The organism is Fulvivirga marina (assembly GCF_016775155.1).
GTDB lineage: Bacteria > Bacteroidota > Bacteroidia > Cytophagales > Cyclobacteriaceae > Fulvivirga > Fulvivirga marina.
Map to the genome: position 1 here is coordinate 141,534 of NZ_JAEUGD010000014.1, position 16,322 is coordinate 157,855.

General features: G+C 39.0%; 12 protein-coding genes. 8 read left to right on the forward strand and 4 right to left on the reverse strand.

Translation table 11 applies throughout. From position 1 onward, the window contains the following. Window positions 1-32 precede the first annotated feature (32 nt). From murG to ftsZ, 5 genes are all read left to right on the forward strand, one after another. Window positions 33-1,142: an undecaprenyldiphospho-muramoylpentapeptide beta-N-acetylglucosaminyltransferase gene (murG, locus tag JMN32_RS04255; protein ID WP_202855046.1), complete on the forward strand. Its 1,110-nt coding sequence runs from the start codon at window positions 33-35 to the stop codon at window positions 1,140-1,142. Then, window positions 1,139-2,533 (forward strand): UDP-N-acetylmuramate--L-alanine ligase, encoded by a 1,395-nt coding sequence (gene murC / locus JMN32_RS04260; protein ID WP_202855047.1) that lies wholly within the window; start codon window positions 1,139-1,141, stop codon window positions 2,531-2,533. The genes murG and murC overlap by 4 nt, the downstream gene beginning before the upstream one ends. Next, window positions 2,526-3,290, forward strand: coding sequence for a cell division protein FtsQ/DivIB (locus JMN32_RS04265; protein ID WP_202855048.1), 765 nt, complete (start codon window positions 2,526-2,528; stop codon window positions 3,288-3,290). Before murC ends, JMN32_RS04265 begins: the two co-directional genes overlap by 8 nt. A 76-nt stretch (window positions 3,291-3,366) precedes the next feature. Next, entirely contained in the window at window positions 3,367-4,674 is a 1,308-nt protein-coding gene (gene ftsA / locus JMN32_RS04270) for a cell division protein FtsA (protein ID WP_202855049.1), read from the forward strand. 43 nt (window positions 4,675-4,717) lie between these two features. Further along, window positions 4,718-6,313, forward strand: coding sequence for a cell division protein FtsZ (gene ftsZ, locus JMN32_RS04275; RefSeq protein ID WP_202855050.1), 1,596 nt, complete (start codon window positions 4,718-4,720; stop codon window positions 6,311-6,313). Between the two features lie 275 nt (window positions 6,314-6,588). Here ftsZ and JMN32_RS04280 read toward each other — a convergent pair whose 3' ends face one another. Then, a complete protein-coding gene (locus JMN32_RS04280) occupies window positions 6,589-8,664 on the reverse strand; it encodes a TonB-dependent receptor plug domain-containing protein (RefSeq protein ID WP_202855051.1) in 2,076 nt (691 codons plus the stop codon). Window positions 8,665-8,986: 322 nt separating this feature from the next. Further along, on the reverse strand, window positions 8,987-9,787 hold the full coding sequence (locus JMN32_RS04285) for a DUF4197 domain-containing protein (protein WP_202855052.1): 801 nt from the start codon (window positions 9,785-9,787) through the stop codon (window positions 8,987-8,989). A 732-nt stretch (window positions 9,788-10,519) separates the two neighbouring features. Between JMN32_RS04285 and JMN32_RS04290 the strand changes: the two genes are divergently transcribed. Then, complete coding sequence (locus JMN32_RS04290; protein ID WP_202855053.1) at window positions 10,520-12,499, forward strand: sensor histidine kinase; 1,980 nt, start codon at window positions 10,520-10,522, stop codon at window positions 12,497-12,499. A gap of 13 nt (window positions 12,500-12,512) precedes the next feature. After that, the gene (locus JMN32_RS04295) at window positions 12,513-12,962 is read left to right on the forward strand and encodes a response regulator (protein ID WP_202855054.1); all 450 of its coding nucleotides are present in this window, start codon (window positions 12,513-12,515) and stop codon (window positions 12,960-12,962) included. Window positions 12,963-13,024: 62 nt separating this feature from the next. Here JMN32_RS04295 and JMN32_RS04300 read toward each other — a convergent pair whose 3' ends face one another. Both JMN32_RS04300 and JMN32_RS04305 read right to left on the reverse strand, forming a co-directional pair. After that, window positions 13,025-13,543: a DinB family protein gene (locus tag JMN32_RS04300; protein WP_238354346.1), complete on the reverse strand. Its 519-nt coding sequence runs from the start codon at window positions 13,541-13,543 to the stop codon at window positions 13,025-13,027. A gap of 169 nt (window positions 13,544-13,712) precedes the next feature. Then, entirely contained in the window at window positions 13,713-14,546 is an 834-nt protein-coding gene (locus JMN32_RS04305; RefSeq protein WP_202855056.1) for a hypothetical protein, read from the reverse strand. A 151-nt stretch (window positions 14,547-14,697) separates the two neighbouring features. On the opposite strand from JMN32_RS04305, the gene JMN32_RS04310 reads away from it, so the two are divergent. Next, entirely contained in the window at window positions 14,698-16,308 is a 1,611-nt protein-coding gene (locus tag JMN32_RS04310) for a MutS-related protein (RefSeq protein WP_202855057.1), read from the forward strand. Window positions 16,309-16,322: the final 14 nt, after the last annotated feature.

Sequence of the window (16,322 nt, forward strand, 5' to 3'; positions counted from 1 at the left end):
CAAAGAACTAATAAAAGACTGAAAACTGAGCATTGAAGACAGAAAGACCATATCGATTTATCATTAGCGGTGGAGGTACCGGAGGGCACATTTACCCGGCGATAGCCATTGCTAATGAGATTAAAAGTCGGTTTAGCGATGCCCAGATCCTTTTTGTAGGAGCAAAGGGGAAAATGGAGATGAAGAAGGTTCCTGAGGCTGGCTATAAGATCATAGGTCTTTGGATAAGTGGTTTTCAAAGAAGGATTTCAATAGATAATCTGTACTTTCCATTCAAGGTTTTGTTCAGTTATGTAGCGGCTAACAGAATTATTAAAAGGTTTAAGCCGCATGCTGTGATAGGTGTGGGAGGATATGCCAGCGGTCCGATTATGCTGGCGGCGAGAGGCAAAAAGATTCCATCAATGATTCAGGAGCAAAACTCTTATGCTGGACTCACCAATAAACGTTTGGGAAAAAAGGTCGAAAAGATATGTGTAGCATATGAGCATATGGACCGATACTTTCCTCAGAATAAAATAGTGATTACCGGGAATCCCGTTAGGAAGGACATACAGCATGTAGAAAAGAAGAGAGAGCAGGCTCTAAAGCATTATAACCTCAAGTCAGGTAAAAAGACCATTCTTGTTTTGGGAGGAAGCCTTGGGGCAAGGACGATCAACAATAGTATCATTAAACATTTGCAGCAGATTATAGATGTGGATGTACAGTTGATCTGGCAAACAGGTAAGTTCTATTTTGAGGAGATGACTTCCAAAGCTAAAGAACTATACCTCGACAATATTCGGATTCTTGAATTTATCAAAGAAATGGACCTAGCCTATGCTGCGGCTGATGTTGTGATCTCACGGGCAGGAGCCTTATCGATTTCAGAGCTTTGTCTGGTAGGGAAGCCAGTGATATTTGTTCCGTCTCCTAATGTGGCGGAGGATCACCAAACTAAAAATGCTAAAGCGCTGATAGAAAAGAATGCAGCTGTATTGGTGAAGGACGTAGTAGCAGAGGGAAAGTTGGTAGACGAAGTATTGGTTTTGTTAAAGGATGAAAAGAGGCAAGCAGAGTTGATCCAAAATATTAAGCAATTGGCTAAGCCCAATGCAACGGAAGATATTGTAAATGAATTGATGACCATTATAAAGTGACGCTGAAAAATTACCATAGTGTGTATTTCCTGGGTATCGGGGGGATCGGTATGAGTGCCCTGGCAAGGTGGTTTAACGAAAACGACTACTATGTTGCGGGTTATGATCGTACCAGTACGGAGCTTACCCGTCAGCTGGAAGCAGAGAATGTTTCCGTTCATTATCAGGATGGCGTTCATTTTATTCCCAAGAAGATAAGGGGAGATAAGGAAGGAGTGCTGATTGTTTATACTCCGGCGATACCTAAGGCTCATGAAGAATTCAATTATTTGAAAGATAGTGGATATGAGCTTAAAAAGAGATCGCAGGTATTGGGTATGATCACAGAAGGGTTCTACACTGTGGCAGTGGCAGGTACTCATGGTAAAACTACTACTTCGTCAATGGTCGCTCACTTGCTGAAGTCTGCAGGAAGAGATATTGCTGCATTCTTAGGAGGTATCGCGACTAATTATGGATCCAACTTTATATCTAACGAGGAGATAACTCCGGAGACGGTAGCGGTGGTAGAGGCTGATGAGTTTGACAGGTCATTCCTGGCATTGAATCCTGACGTAGCAGTGGTTACAGCTTCAGATGCTGATCATCTTGATATCTATGGAGATAAATTAAATTTGGAAACTTCATTTAAGGAGTTTATTGGGAAGATCAAGGATAAAGGTAAACTATTTATAAACGAGAAAATATCGAAAGAACTAACGACAGACTTTGGTGGAACAGTCTGTACGTATGGAATAAACCGGGGGCATTTTTTTGCCAGTAACATTACCATGAAAAATGGATTTTTTGAATTCGATTATTCAGACGAGAGGCACAAGATTGAGCGACTAAGATTAGGCGTCCCCGGTTTTCATAATGTAGAAAATGCAACCGTGGCTATTGCTATTGCGTTGGACTTGCTTTTGAGTCCTGAAGAAGTGAAGAATGGAATAGAGAGCTATATGGGTGTTAAAAGGCGGTTTGAATATTTGCTAAGAGGCCAAAGTGCTGTTTTGGTGGATGATTATGCTCATCACCCGGTGGAGATTGAAGCTTTTTTGAAGTCCTTGCGAGCACTTTACCCTGACAGAAAGATAACGGCAATATTTCAGCCTCATCTTTATACCAGAACCAGGGATTTTGCTGATGGGTTTGCGGAAAGCCTAAGCCTGGCAGATGAAGTGATTTTGCTGGATATATATCCGGCACGTGAGGAGCCTATAGAAGGTGTAACGTCCGAAATAATATTCAAGAATATTTCGGTAGATAATAAGGTACAGTGTACTAAGCAGGAATTGTTGAAATACCTGAAAGGTATCGAACTTGATGTAGTGGCAACTATTGGAGCAGGAGATATAGATCAATTGGTGTTGCCGGTTAGGGATTTATTAAAAGACAGATATCATGTTTAAGAGACTGAGACTGAAGAAAGGAGTTAAGGTGGTGATGGCGGCCCTTGTATTGGTATCTGTAATTGGATTTACAGAAAACAAGCAAAGTGGAGACACCTGTAAGGATATCGTAATCAGGATCGATAACCAGTATGACAACTACTTTATAAGTGAATCGGACGTACTCTCATTAATGACTGCGGCAGGAGCACATGTAGTGAAAGGTGCCAGCTTTAGAGATTTGAATCTGAAGGAAATAGAAGAAAGAGTGAAAAGTGACAGGTTCATAAAAAAGGCGGAGATCTATAAGGATCTAAAGGGTAACATGCTGGTCAATATTGATCTCAGGAGACCATTTGCACGAATTGTACAAAGTAATGGACCGGATGCCTATATCGCTACGGATGGGGCCATATTGCCGGTATCAGATAAGTTTTCTGCCAGGGTGGTACTCATTACAGGGAAATATGCAGGACAGTTGGTGAAAAATGATCTGATGGCTACAGATGAAGGGAAGAAGATATATGGCATGCTGAGGTTTATCAATAATGATAAGTTCTGGAAAGCCCAGATTGCTCAGATTGATATTGACAAAAAGTTAAATATGACACTGTATCCTCAGGTGACGAAACAGTATGTTGAGTTTGGACAGCCTTATGACTTGGAAGAGAAGTTTAAAAAACTTACCATCTTCTATAAGCAAATACTACCCAAGAAAGGGTGGAACACTTATGAAAGAGTGAATTTAATGTACGAAGGGCAGATTATTGCAGAATAGTCAGTTTGAATGATAGAGGAGACCAGACTGATGATTGAAAAGGAAACAACCACTAACAAAATAAATAGTTACAACCATGGAAAATGACAAAATAGTAGTCGGACTTGACATTGGTACCACGAAGATCTGCGCCATCGTGGGACGCAAGAACGAGTTTGGGAAGCTTGAAGTTCTTGGAATGGGCAAAGCGGAGTCAGATGGTGTTATCCGCGGTATAGTAACCAATATTGATAAAACGGTAAACGCGATTGAAAAGGCGGTTAAAGAAGCGGAAGATCAATCGGGCATCGATATCAGAGTAGTCAATGTAGGTATTGCGGGGCAGCACATAAGAAGTTCTATCCATCATGGAAGTATAACAAGAACTTCAAATGATGACGAAATCACCATTGAAGATATAAACAGGCTGAGCAACGACATGTACAGAATAGTGATCCCACCGGGTAGTGAGATCATTCATGTTATGCCTCAAGATTATACGGTAGACTATGAGGATGGTATTAAAGATCCAGTGGGGATGTCAGGAGTAAAACTTGAGGCAGATTTTCATGTAATTACAGCCCAAACTAATGCTATTAATAATATTAATAAATGTGTTAGGAGAGCAGGTTTGGAAATCGAAAACTTGATCCTTGAGCCATTGGCTTCGAGCCTGGCAGTATTGAGCGATGAGGAAAAAGAAGCAGGTATATGCCTGATCGATATTGGTGGCGGTACCACTGATATTGCTATTTTCCATGACAATATAATTAGGCATACGGCAGTTATCCCTTTTGGAGGTAACATCATTACTTCCGATATCAAACAGGGGTGTATGGTTATGCAGCATCAGGCTGAGTTGCTGAAAACAAAATTCGGTAAAGCAATTGCTGAAGAAGCCAGTCCCAATGAAATTGTTTCGATACCTGGTATCAGGAACAGAGCTCCAAAGGAAATATCAATCAAGAACCTGGCCCATATTATTGAGGCAAGGATGGAAGAGATCGTTGAGTTAGCTCATACTGAAATTATTACTTCGGGTTTTGAAAACAGACTTGCCGGTGGTATTGTCATCACTGGGGGTGGCGGTCAGTTGAGTGGACTTAAACAACTGGTGGAATACATGACGGGAATGGATGCCCGGATTGGTTACCCTAATGAGCATCTGGGAAGAAGCAAAATGGATGCGGTTAAGAGCCCTATGTATGCTACCTCTGTGGGTCTTGTACTTTCAGGTTTCAGAGCGATTGACGAAAGAGAGAACAGGTACAAGGAAGTTAGAGCGGCTAATAACAGGCCGGGAGTAAAGAAAAAAGAAACTGGAGGTGGCGACTTCTTCAGTAAGATTCTTAACAAAACAAGGGGATTGTTAATTGATGATCTGGACGGAAAAAACGAGTATTAACAACCCTGAATTAATTATTGCAACCACTAAATTTTAAATAGCTATGTCTGAAAATGCATACAAATTCGATATTCCAAAGCACCACAAGTCGATTATTAAGGTGATCGGTGTAGGTGGTGGAGGAAGCAACGCTGTTAATCACATGTTTAATCAAGGCATCAAAGATGTGGAGTTTGTTGTTTGTAACACTGACTCGCAGGCTTTAAAAACCAGTGCTGTGCCAGGTAAGATACAGATAGGGGTTAACCTTACCGAGGGACTGGGTGCCGGAGCTAATCCCGAGGTTGGTAAAAATGCAGCTTTGGAAAGCAAAGAAGAAATTAGAGACCTGTTGGGTAATGATACCAAGATGGTGTTCATTACAGCAGGTATGGGCGGCGGAACAGGTACAGGTGCAGCTCCTGTAATCGCTCGTATAGCAAAGGAAATGGACATACTAACCGTTGGTATTGTTACGGCTCCTTTTGGCTTTGAAGGAAGGAAAAAAGCCACTCAGGCCGAGATAGGTATAAACTCTCTTAAAGAAAATTGTGATACCGTACTGGTTATACTTAACGATAAGCTACGAGAGATCCATGGTAACCTTTCAATAGGTAATGCCTTTGCCCAGGCTGACAACGTATTGACAACTGCTGCTAAGGGTATAGCGGAAATTATAACCGTAGCTGGGTATGTTAATGTTGATTTTCAGGATGTTAGAACGGTAATGCATAATGCCGGAGCAGCTGTAATGGGGTCGGCAGAAACTAAAGGAGAAAACAGAGCTAGAAAAGCTGCTGAAGAGGCATTGGCTTCACCTTTATTGGATAACAGAGATATACTTGGAGCTCAAAAAATATTGCTATCCATTATTTCAGGAGATCAGGCTGAATTGCAAATGGATGAACTTACCGAAATTACTGAGTACATCCAAGAGCAGGCCGGTGATGATGCTGAGGTGATCTTTGGTCACGGTGTTGATCCTGACCTGGGAGATAGCATCAGAGTAACTGTAATTGCTACAGGGTTTGATCATGATGAAGCTTATCTACCAGAAGAAAGAAGAAGAGAGAAGAGACAGGAAAGAGAGCATGAGCATGGACAGGAGCAAGAAGAGAGAAAGGTTTATGATCTTGAGGCTAACAAGCAGATCAACATGTTTGCTAATGATAATTCTGTTAATAATACCCCGGGTGAGATTACAAAAAGGGAAATTGATCAACCTTCTTCTAGTAACGGTAATAGCGGAAATGTAGCCAACAGCTCTCAGGAAAGAGGATATTCATTCACTAGTCCGGTAAATGCTACTGATGATGGTGACGACGGACTTTTTTCAGAATTGGAAGAAGAGTTTGAGATAGTCGATGAAAATGATACAGATCAGCACATCAATGATGATGGTATGATGGATATCAGAAGTACTAAAGACAGGTTGAGAGAAAAGGCAGAGGAAAGGGTTCATAAGCTGAAAGGTTTGAATAAGTCTGAAATGAACGCCAACGAGTTTAAGGAGAAGCTTGACGTGCCCGCTTACCTGAGAAGAGATGTACGTTTACAAAACGTACCTCATTCGTCAGAAGCTCATGTGTCTAAGTATAACTTAAATGACGATAACCAAATTTTAGGTAACAATAGATTTCTGCATGATAATGTAGATTAAGACTACTGATTGGCATTAGCAGCATAGAACCGGCTTACTCCAATTGTAGTGGTTGTTGGTTGTAAATTTTTCGGCCGGTGCTGTGATGCCATTTTTTTAACGTGAGACCTCCCGGGTGCGCCCGGGAGGTTTTTGCTTTTGAACCCTTAAAAACATAGAATATAAAAATAAAGGTCTGCTTTATATGCAGACCTTTATGTAGTATTGGTAGTATTATTTAAAGAGAAATGTTATCCAAAAACTTATTTCTTGACAGGTCTTTTCAGAGCGCCAGTTTAGTTATTTTTGAAAGTGTACTGTAATGACGCCGTAATCCATCGACCTTCCTGAGGGTAAGCAAAACGGGTACTTCCTCCTTGGTAATATTCAGTGTCAGCGATATTTTTTACCCTAAGGTCTACCATCAGATCATTAAACTTCGCATTCAATCCGGCATTTACAATAAATGCAGCATCTACATAATTGTCCGGCACACTGGAATCTGTCCCCAATGCAGTTATCGGTGAATATTGTGAAGATACATATCGTAACCCAAGGTTGAAGAACACCTTGTTTGAAAAATGATAGGTTCCAATCACATTGGCTGTTAAAGAAGGTACATTGGCTATCTCTGCATCATCAACCTCATAATCAGTAGCATCAATAGCATGTTGGTAAGTAGCATTAGCCAGTATGTCGAGGTTACCTATCTTGGTTCTTACTTGCTCCTCAATACCCCAGCTGGTCATTGATCCTGCATTTCTGTATTTAGGGTCGGCGGCACCAGCCTCCGGATCGCGATAAATGAAATCAGTTAACGATTGGTAAAATATGTTGGTACTATTATAAACAGTAGAAGAGAAGAGCCTTGAATCCAGCGTTAGTTGCAAGGTTTGTAGGTTTTCTGGTAGTAAGTCACGTGAACCTGAGTACGATGCCAGACTGTTATAGCGATACCAGTATGGGGCATCAACAAAAGATTTTGAATACGATAACCTGACATTATGAGAAGAACTGGCCTCATAAATTAATGCCACTCTGGGGCTAAGAGCATCTACATTTTTACCTTCATGGCGATTTTTGTTGTCGTATCGGAAACCTGCATTAACCAATAGATTGTTCGCGAGGTTGTGTTTCCATTGTGTGAAGCCTGAGTATATAATTTCTTCGCCTTCTTCCATTAAAGGAACAGCAGTGTCTAGAAATGTATCTAAAATACCAGTACCATTGGCAGATGTAGCAAGGAAGCTGTCATAAACGTTCATCCAATCAACCTGAGTACCAACAAGCACATTTCCTTTGGGATAGTGAAATGTAAACTGAGCTATACCACCTAAATCGCGGTCCCACCATGCCACTACAGAATTAACACGTGCTATCGGTGCAGCTATCAGGTGGCCCATTACCTTAGTATTATCTCCATATAGATCTACATCAAGATCAATTGACTTTGATAAGGAACTTGTGTAGCCAACTTTTACACGTCTCATTTCCTGTCCTAAACCTGGCTCTTCACCAAAGATGTCGTCAAAATCATTTTTATTGTATAGCTCACCAGTACCACCCCCATCGCTGAACGGCTGCTGTATTTTGCCCTTATTGGTATTAAAGAAAAAGTCAAATTTACCCATGGTAGCCTGGATACCAATATCATAATTTCCTTGTACAGCACCTAGGTAAGCCACTCCATCTTCAGTAGTATTTGAACTGTAATCGTCAGCAGCGTCAATATCTCTTTTTTCACCATCGGCACTATAATGATATCCCCAGGCAAGAATATCTTTGTTGATTCCAAGTCCGGTTCCCGCAACACCGGAAATATATTGTTGGCCGTAGCTTCCTCCGCCAACTTTTACCTGAGTACCATCCAGTTCAGACCCTTTGAGGGTAATGATATTCACTACAGCGGTAAGGGAAACATTGCCATAAATAGAGGAACCTGGCCCTCTTACAACCTCTATTTGCTTAATCTTATCAAGGCTAATACTATAATCAGGGTTGGACATGGAGTATGCCCGGGAGTTTAGTCTATGGCCATTAACCATAAAAAGTATTTTTTGTTGGGCTGATGCGTATATTCCTCGCATGCTTACATTCATTTCATTGTGGTCCTCAACAGCCGTAAACCCAGGTACATAAGTAGTCAGAACTTCTTTGATATTCCGTGCACCTATGGCATCAATCATTTCACGCGTCACAACCGTCATTGGGACAGGTGTTTTGAGCATGGATTCTGATTGCAAAGAGGCCGTAGTAACTTCAATATTCATCAATTCCTCAAGAGTCATAGAGAAATATGCACTATCAGGTTCTTGCGCGGCTACACACCAGGAAACCATCATGGCAAGAGTGAATAAGTAGATTTTCTTCATTGTTATGGGGTGTTTTTTTTAGAGGAAAGGAGCATCTTATTAAAAAAATACTCCTATAAGTTTAAAAGTTTTTAAACTGAAACTTAGGATATTAGTAGCTTAGAAACAAGTTTAATAATTGAAAAGTTTAGTGATTGAATTTTGTTAGCGATTATTTGCTGGACTGCTGGCCTGAAAGGTTTTAAGCGAGAAAAGTAGCTGTCAAACCAGCACTCGAGCATACCTGAGAATCTGAAATTTGTTGTCTAAAGTAATAGTTAGAGAATGAAAAAAGCGCCCTTTAAAAAAGGAGCGCTTGTAAATAACTGACGTGTGGCTTTTACTATCCCTGGGCTTCAGGGCTTCCGAAAACTTTTTCAATAATGTTACTTCCCCAGGCATAAGGATCTTGCCTTATTTTTGTCTCTTCGTTACCTATCAGGTAAAACAGGCCGTCAATAGCTTTTTCAGTTGCATAGCCATCGATGCTTTCAGGGAGGGATGCATTGATGAAATCACTAACTTTAACAGTGGTCAGACCGGCATTGTACTCATAATTTAGAAATCCTACGATGCTTGTATATATCGCATTAGCTTCTGTTTGGTCCAGAGCACTTTTTACATCCGGCTGAAAGGCTGTGAATAACGCTTGGTTAGTTTTAGTATAAAAATAATGTGTAGCTGAGGTGTCAGCACCCTGAAGTATACCTAGGGCATCATTGAAACTCATACTTACAATAGCATCGCCAAAAATAGGTAACGCTTTGTCTGCAGCTTTTTCTGCCCCACGGTTCATGGCAACAATAAGTTCTTCAAATGGATCGCTGTTTATATTTGGATTTACAGCTACATAAGTATTCAGTATTGATTGGTAAGAGACACTGGTAATACCCAAGTTTATCGATCCGGTTTTTATAGTATTTTGAAGCGATTTAACTTCTGGAGGAAGTAAAATTTTGATGATTTCGTTTTTTAAATAACCATCAACTGAAGATGCATTCGTTACGGAGTTGTCAAGCCCTACATTCAGAGCCTCTTTTAAGCCTGCTACAATTTCACCGTTGGTAAGCCCATTTTCGAGGTCTTCACATGAAAAGAAAAAGAAGAAGGATGAAAAAATAAAGATTTTGAAAAGATGTTTCATATGGATAACAAATTTAAATGACACTGTGTTAAGTTAGTTTTAATTGAGCTGAACAAAAACCATACCCGTCATTAATAGCACTTGTTTAAAGTTAGGAATAGATGCTCGCCTTAAGTACCTCTTTATGCAGTTTGGTCACGGTGAAGTAACCTGTGTTTTTTCTGATTTATTCTTCTGAGGCCTTTTTTTTGGGTATAATGCATTATGTAGCGCTGAATTACTCAAAATGTTCAAAAGCATCCATGATGTCTAGGTAAATACCGTCAAGGTTGGTCGAGAGTTTTATCTAAATAAGAAGTTTCTTTGCTATAAATAATAGCCATGCCATTCCGTATACCAATACCTTGCTTTAAAATTACACGACCAGTCCAGGTTTTCCGTTCACTAAATAACAAGATCAGGTAGCGTATATGCAATAAAGTTTAATCTAGGATGTATTTGGAGGAAGTCTCTGGTTATTAGTTTTTTTGTGTTGTTGTGTCTTTTTTGATTATCGATAAGTTAATAATATCATTGATTTTTGTGCTAGATAAATTTAGATTCTTATGTAAAAATTGATATTTTTATTATAGGGGAGGTCGGTGCGACCTACGAAAGTTTTGACCTCTGATGGGATAACTCCTGGGATTTTTCTTTGTTAAATTAATAAGCCTTTGTTTTAAAAATTGTGTTGGTAAAAGTTACCTACCTAACGGTATAGTGAATTTCTGGATAGGCTAATGTCATCTAAAAATGAAATCAATAACCTCTTATAAAAATAGGTTTTCCTATTCATCTGGCGAATCGTTCCTTCATGAGGTGTTGAAGAAGACAGCTTTTTACATTTCTGTAGTCGTTTTGGTGCTAGGTATACTGGTGTTGTTGGGCTGGCAGTTTGATATTGCGCTTATTAAGCGCCCTATTCCAGGGTTGGCAGCTATGAACCCACTTACGGCGATTAATTTTATACTACTTGAAGCTTCTTTTTTGTGTATAGTTTCAAAGTTTGTAAAGCAAGGCTATTGGCTTGCACTTGCTGTAGTTGTTATTTCGTTCTTCTTCCTTGTGGGATTGATGCTAGACTTTTCTTTTCAGGCAGACTTGATCTTATTTTCAGGTAAGATCAAAGCTGATGCCTCACACAGCTTATCCAGCAGAATGGCACCTAATACGGCCATGAATTTTGTTTTGGGTGGGGTAGTTATACTTCTCATGAAAAGGAGGAAAAGGGCGGTTTATATTTGTCAAACTTTATCATTGCTTATTGTGCTCATTGCCTTATTCTCCATTTTTGGGTACATATACAGGGTAGGTGAATTTTATGGTGTTCTTGTCTATATTCCGATGTCGATCCATACCGCCATATGCTTTTTTATGTTTGGCGTAGAAATATTGTTTTTCCATAGCGACCGAGGAGTTATGAAGGAGCTTACCAGCCCTTATGCCGGGGGAATGGTTAGCAGGATATTGATCCCGTTGGCGATAATTATTCCAGGTTTTTTAGGCTTTATACGACTTTACCTCAATTGGAAATACTCATTTTCAGTTGAGCTTGGTACGGCAATATTGGTTGTAGCCCTTATCGTTATCCTGGTTCTGCTTATTTGGTTTGAGGCTTTATCTTTAAATGAGAAAGATAGCAAAAGAAGACAGGCAGAAGATGAAGTAAGATTAGCAAACATGCTGTTAGAATCCACTATTGAAAGCCACAAAGATGTACTTATATTTTCTGTTGATAAAAACCTTAGGTATTTAACATTTAATAGTGCTTTTAAGGATGCCACTTATAAGGCATATGGCACAACCATTAGAAAGGGAGAGCGCATGATAGACTCTATTACTATTCAGGAGGAAAAGGAAAGAGCTTCACGAAATTGTAAAAAAGCAATGAAGGGTGAAGGGCTTACTTCAATTGAAGTTTATGGAGAGTTTGAGCGCAACTATTTTGAAACACGATACTACCCAATTTTGAATGATAAGAATGACATAGTGGGTGTTACGGTATTGGCTTCTAATATTACTGAGCGAAAAAAAAATGATGATGAAATTCAAACACTTAATAAAGAGTTGGAATCTTTCTCCTATTCTGTAGCTCATGATCTACGGGCACCCTTAAGGATAATAGACGGGTACTCTAACATCTTGATAGAGGACTGCTTTGATGATTTGAGTAACGAGGGACAACGGTTATTATATATTATATCAAGCAATGCCAAAAAAATGGGGCAATTGATTGACGACCTGCTTAATTTCTCTAAATTGGGTAGACTTCCTGTAACTAAGTCTGTGATTAATACAGCCAAATTGATTAGATCTGTACTGGATGAGCAGCTAGGGGGAGTGAACAGGAGTAATATTGAGATAAACCTGGGGACGTTGGAGGATTTATATTGTGATGATATACTTATGCGGCATGTATTTACAAACCTTATTTCAAATGCTCTAAAATATACAGGAAAAAAAGAATTGGCTGTTATAGAAATTGGCTCGAGTAGGACAGATAAGTCTGTTATCTATTGGGTTAAGGATAACGGAGCAGGGTTTGATATTCAATATGCTGATAAACTCTTTGGTGTATTTCAACGCCTTCATAAGGAGAGTGACTTTGAAGGTACCGGTGTAGGGCTGGCTATTGTTCACAGAATTATTTCAAAGCACGATGGTAAAATCTGGGCAGAAGCCGAGATTGATAAAGGAGCAACTTTTTATTTTAGTTTACCTCTGATGAAATAAATGAATAAATAATATGGAGATAAATGAAGTTGAGTTATTGCTAATCGAAGATAACCCTTATGAAGCAGAGCTTGCCATTCGAAGTTTGAAGAAACATAACCTTGGTAATAAGTTATACCACATCGATGATGGTGCCGAGGCATTGGACTATATTTTTTCGGAAATAGGGGTAGATGGACCTGACCAGTTTAGGTTCAATCCTAAAGTAATTTTGCTTGATTTGAAACTTCCAAAAGTTAGTGGCTTGGAAATTCTTAAAAAATTAAAGGAACATGAACGTACCAATATCATTCCTGTGGTAGTACTAACTTCGTCAAGTGAAGAGTCTGATATCATGGAATGCTACAAGCAGGGGGCAAATAGTTATATAGTTAAACCTGTAAACTTTGAAAATTTTTCGAACGCAATGAAAAGCCTTAGCCAGTATTGGCTGGACTTAAATAAGCGACCTGTAAAACTGTAATAGGGTAAATTATTACTGTTAGTCAGATAGCTCAATTAATTACTTATAAGTAAGCTTTTGGCTTATTCTCGCAATCGCCCGTTTAAAACACTAACATTAGAGTTGAATGGATTGCCCGATGACCTTCGAAATGATACAATTTGCCCACAATGCCATAATGCGTCTGCTATTGGGCCATTGATCAGGTTCCAAAATGGGAGCTCTTTACCATTACCAAATTTAATTACATACCCTTCTAGGTCTTTATCAGAACTATTCCTTAGTGTGTTGCTGATTTTTCTTAAGTTAACCAGGGTTAGATGTCTTTTTTGATCAGGAGGCAGATCCGTTGGTGGTGATTGTGATTCCTTAAGTATGGAATTCGCTATTAAAACAGACATCTCAAAAATATGGCTAATGGTTTCGGAAACAGTTCGTGCATCGTTTCCAGGTTTAAAATCAAGGTCTTCAGTTCTAAGACCATCTGTTGCCCAGTAAAATCTGAAACCTAAACCATCTACCATTCTGGCGGCGACGTTAACTGCGGTGTAGCTCTCTGGGGGCGCTGGTATTTCACTGTAGTATTGAGTTTCGTCAGTCATATTATTCTGGCCTTTTAGTGAAGAGATCATTATAGTGCTAGTGCCGTCATTGCCTTTTGTATCTGATTCATAGGAAAACTATTTGAAGGTATCTTATTAAAATATGCCTTTCTTTCCGGTTAAAGAAGAGAACTTACATAGGAGGTGTATGGGCTGTTTAACTTAAATGCTATTTGAGCAGAATACCGATCTTTAACCTTCCGGTTACTGCTATAGGAAAGTCATTATCACCTAAAATGAAACCATAATGATAGCTGCGAAAATCGTTGTAGTCGTAATAATCATCAGATGATTTCTGGTTGCTAAAGCCATATCCAATGCCGATTGAATAGTCCATCAAGAAGAAATTGTCGTAAACTATTTGCTTGCCCAGGTTGATGATCAATGCCCCAGCCACTATGTTCTGATCTGTGTCGTTATAGTATGGGGCGCTCTGGCTGTTAACTTTATTCCGATAAACAGAAAGCAATACCTGAGGTTTTACATAGCTACCCTTAAGAATGTGGGCATACTTCATTCTTTGGGAGTAGAAATCAGGGGTTTTTAAGAACTTGTATCCTGATGAAATATATATGCCAGCACTGGATGAATAATCATCGACGTCAAAACCTGCACCAATAATACCTAGTTCGGTTTCAAAGCTTCTGCCTGGCTTTATACTTTTTTCATATGAAAACGCCAGGTGCTCTGCCAGTGGAGATATAAAATGAAATTTTATAGCATGCTTTTTATTATCTGTATAGGAATTGGGATCTGTTAGGGGATCTTTAAATTCTATTTCACGGCCGCTACGGAGCACAACTTTATCAACCTCATCAACAGAAATGGCAATTATAGGGGATTCTTCCAATTCGGGTTCAGGAAGCTTATACTTGATCTCATTGGTGCCAATTTCAGTGATTTTACAATCAATAATAGTTTTGTCCTTTTTATGGATCTTATCCTGAGCCTGAGCTAAGCAGGCTGTTAATAACAGTAACAGCAGAGGGAGAGCTAATTTCATATAATTAGGTTTAAGTGAGTGTAATTTGCAAATAAATTTATAATATATCTACGAATTTTGTTAATTTGGTTTCTTTTTGTTAGTGAGGAATCTACCTTCTGACACTTTTGATCTGTGGCTGTAAGCAATTCTATAACTTTATATTTGCGAGATGGGCTTTTTAAATAAGAAGAAAAGAGAGAGGAAGCGGTTAATACAATCATTTGGGAAGTTGAAAAATGAGTCATTCAACTTTGATTTAATTGAGAGGTACTTTAGAAAAAAAGATAATAAGGATGCCTTTCAGATACTATCGGATCGTACTTGCAGCGATATAGATTTTTCAGAGCTATTTATGGTTCTTGATAGAACCAATTCAAAAGTGGGGCAACAGTATATTTACGATAAGCTTAGAATAATTCCGAAGGTACCTGAGTTTGCTAAACAGGAAAAACTAATTAATTGGTTTATTCATAATCAGGAAACCAGAGTCTCAGTTCAGCGAAAGTTGGAAGAGCTGGGTTCAAATGAAACCTATTATATTACCTCCTTATTTCAGGATGAACACATTAGGCCTCCAAAGTGGTATTTTATAGTACCGCTGTTATCATTATCAAGTTTAATTTCGTTATTACTTCTCCCGTTTAATCCACAAATGTTCTTATTGCTGATTGGAGTATTTGTGATTAATACAGGAATTCACTACTGGAATAAGAAAAATCTTTATCAATACCTTGGATCAATACCGCAACTTTTGGTTTTGAATAAGGTGGCTTGTGACTTGTTTAAATATGAAAATTTTAAAATTATAAACACAGAGCTCCCGAAGGCTTTAAAGGTGATTGATGAAATTAAAATAAGAATGTCATTTTTTAAGCTTGAAGCCAGGCTTGATGGTGATTTAGGAACGGCTCTTTGGGCTGTTATGGAGTTTGTAAAGACTGTTTTCATCCTCGAGCCTCTATTACTTTTTGGTGCATTGGAAAAACTGGATACCAGGAGAGATGCTATTGAAGAGGTATTTAGGTTTGTCGGGGAAATAGATGCAATGATATCTATTGCTTCATTGAGAAGTGGGCTTTTGCAGTATTGCACACCTGAAGTCCATGAACAGGAAAAGTATATAAAAGGAAAAGGTGTTTATCACCCATTGCTGCCATCATGTGTTAGAAATGATATTGAGATTGATGGAAAATCCATATTGCTTACAGGATCTAACATGTCTGGGAAAACATCTTTTATCAGGACTATTGGTATCAACCTGATCACGGGATTAACGATAAATACCTGTTTTGCTAGTCAGTTTTCTCTATCACAAATGCGAATATTCTCAGCCATACGTATCAGCGATGACCTGTTAAATGATAAGAGCTATTACTTTGAAGAAGTACTGGCGATCAAAGCTATGATCAAAGAAAGCCAGGAACAGGAGCCGTGCTTGTTTTTACTTGATGAGATTTACAAAGGAACCAATACTGTTGAAAGAATATCGGCAGGGAAGGCCGTGTTGTCTGCATTATCGAGTGGAAACAATATTGTATTTGTCTCAACTCATGATATTGAACTCGCTGATTTTCTTAAGGACGAATATCAACTGTTTCATTTTAGTGAGGTTGTTGAGAATAACACCGTTGATTTTGATTATAAGCTTAAGGAAGGAAAGCTTAAAATGAGAAACGCCATAAGAATATTACAAATTAATGGTTATCCGGATCAGGTAGTTTTGGAAGCTATTGAGCTTTCAAAGCAGTTGGATGAAGTCTCTTGTATTTACCAGGAATGAAATATAGTAAAGTA

Bases quoted from the DNA above. Each gene is read 5' to 3' on its own strand.
- JMN32_RS04265 (WP_202855048.1), top strand. From the start codon at position 2,526: ATGTTTAAGAGACTGAGACTGAAGAAAGGAGTTAAGGTGGTGATGGCG.
- ftsA (WP_202855049.1), top strand. From the start codon at position 3,367: ATGGAAAATGACAAAATAGTAGTCGGACTTGACATTGGTACCACGAAG.
- ftsZ (WP_202855050.1), top strand. From the start codon at position 4,718: ATGTCTGAAAATGCATACAAATTCGATATTCCAAAGCACCACAAGTCG.
- JMN32_RS04280 (WP_202855051.1), bottom strand. From the start codon at position 8,664: ATGAAGAAAATCTACTTATTCACTCTTGCCATGATGGTTTCCTGGTGT.
- JMN32_RS04285 (WP_202855052.1), bottom strand. From the start codon at position 9,787: ATGAAACATCTTTTCAAAATCTTTATTTTTTCATCCTTCTTCTTTTTC.
- JMN32_RS04290 (WP_202855053.1), top strand. From the start codon at position 10,520: ATGAAATCAATAACCTCTTATAAAAATAGGTTTTCCTATTCATCTGGC.
- JMN32_RS04295 (WP_202855054.1), top strand. From the start codon at position 12,513: ATGGAGATAAATGAAGTTGAGTTATTGCTAATCGAAGATAACCCTTAT.
- JMN32_RS04300 (WP_238354346.1), bottom strand. From the start codon at position 13,543: ATGACTGACGAAACTCAATACTACAGTGAAATACCAGCGCCCCCAGAG.
- JMN32_RS04305 (WP_202855056.1), bottom strand. From the start codon at position 14,546: ATGAAATTAGCTCTCCCTCTGCTGTTACTGTTATTAACAGCCTGCTTA.
- JMN32_RS04310 (WP_202855057.1), top strand. From the start codon at position 14,698: ATGGGCTTTTTAAATAAGAAGAAAAGAGAGAGGAAGCGGTTAATACAA.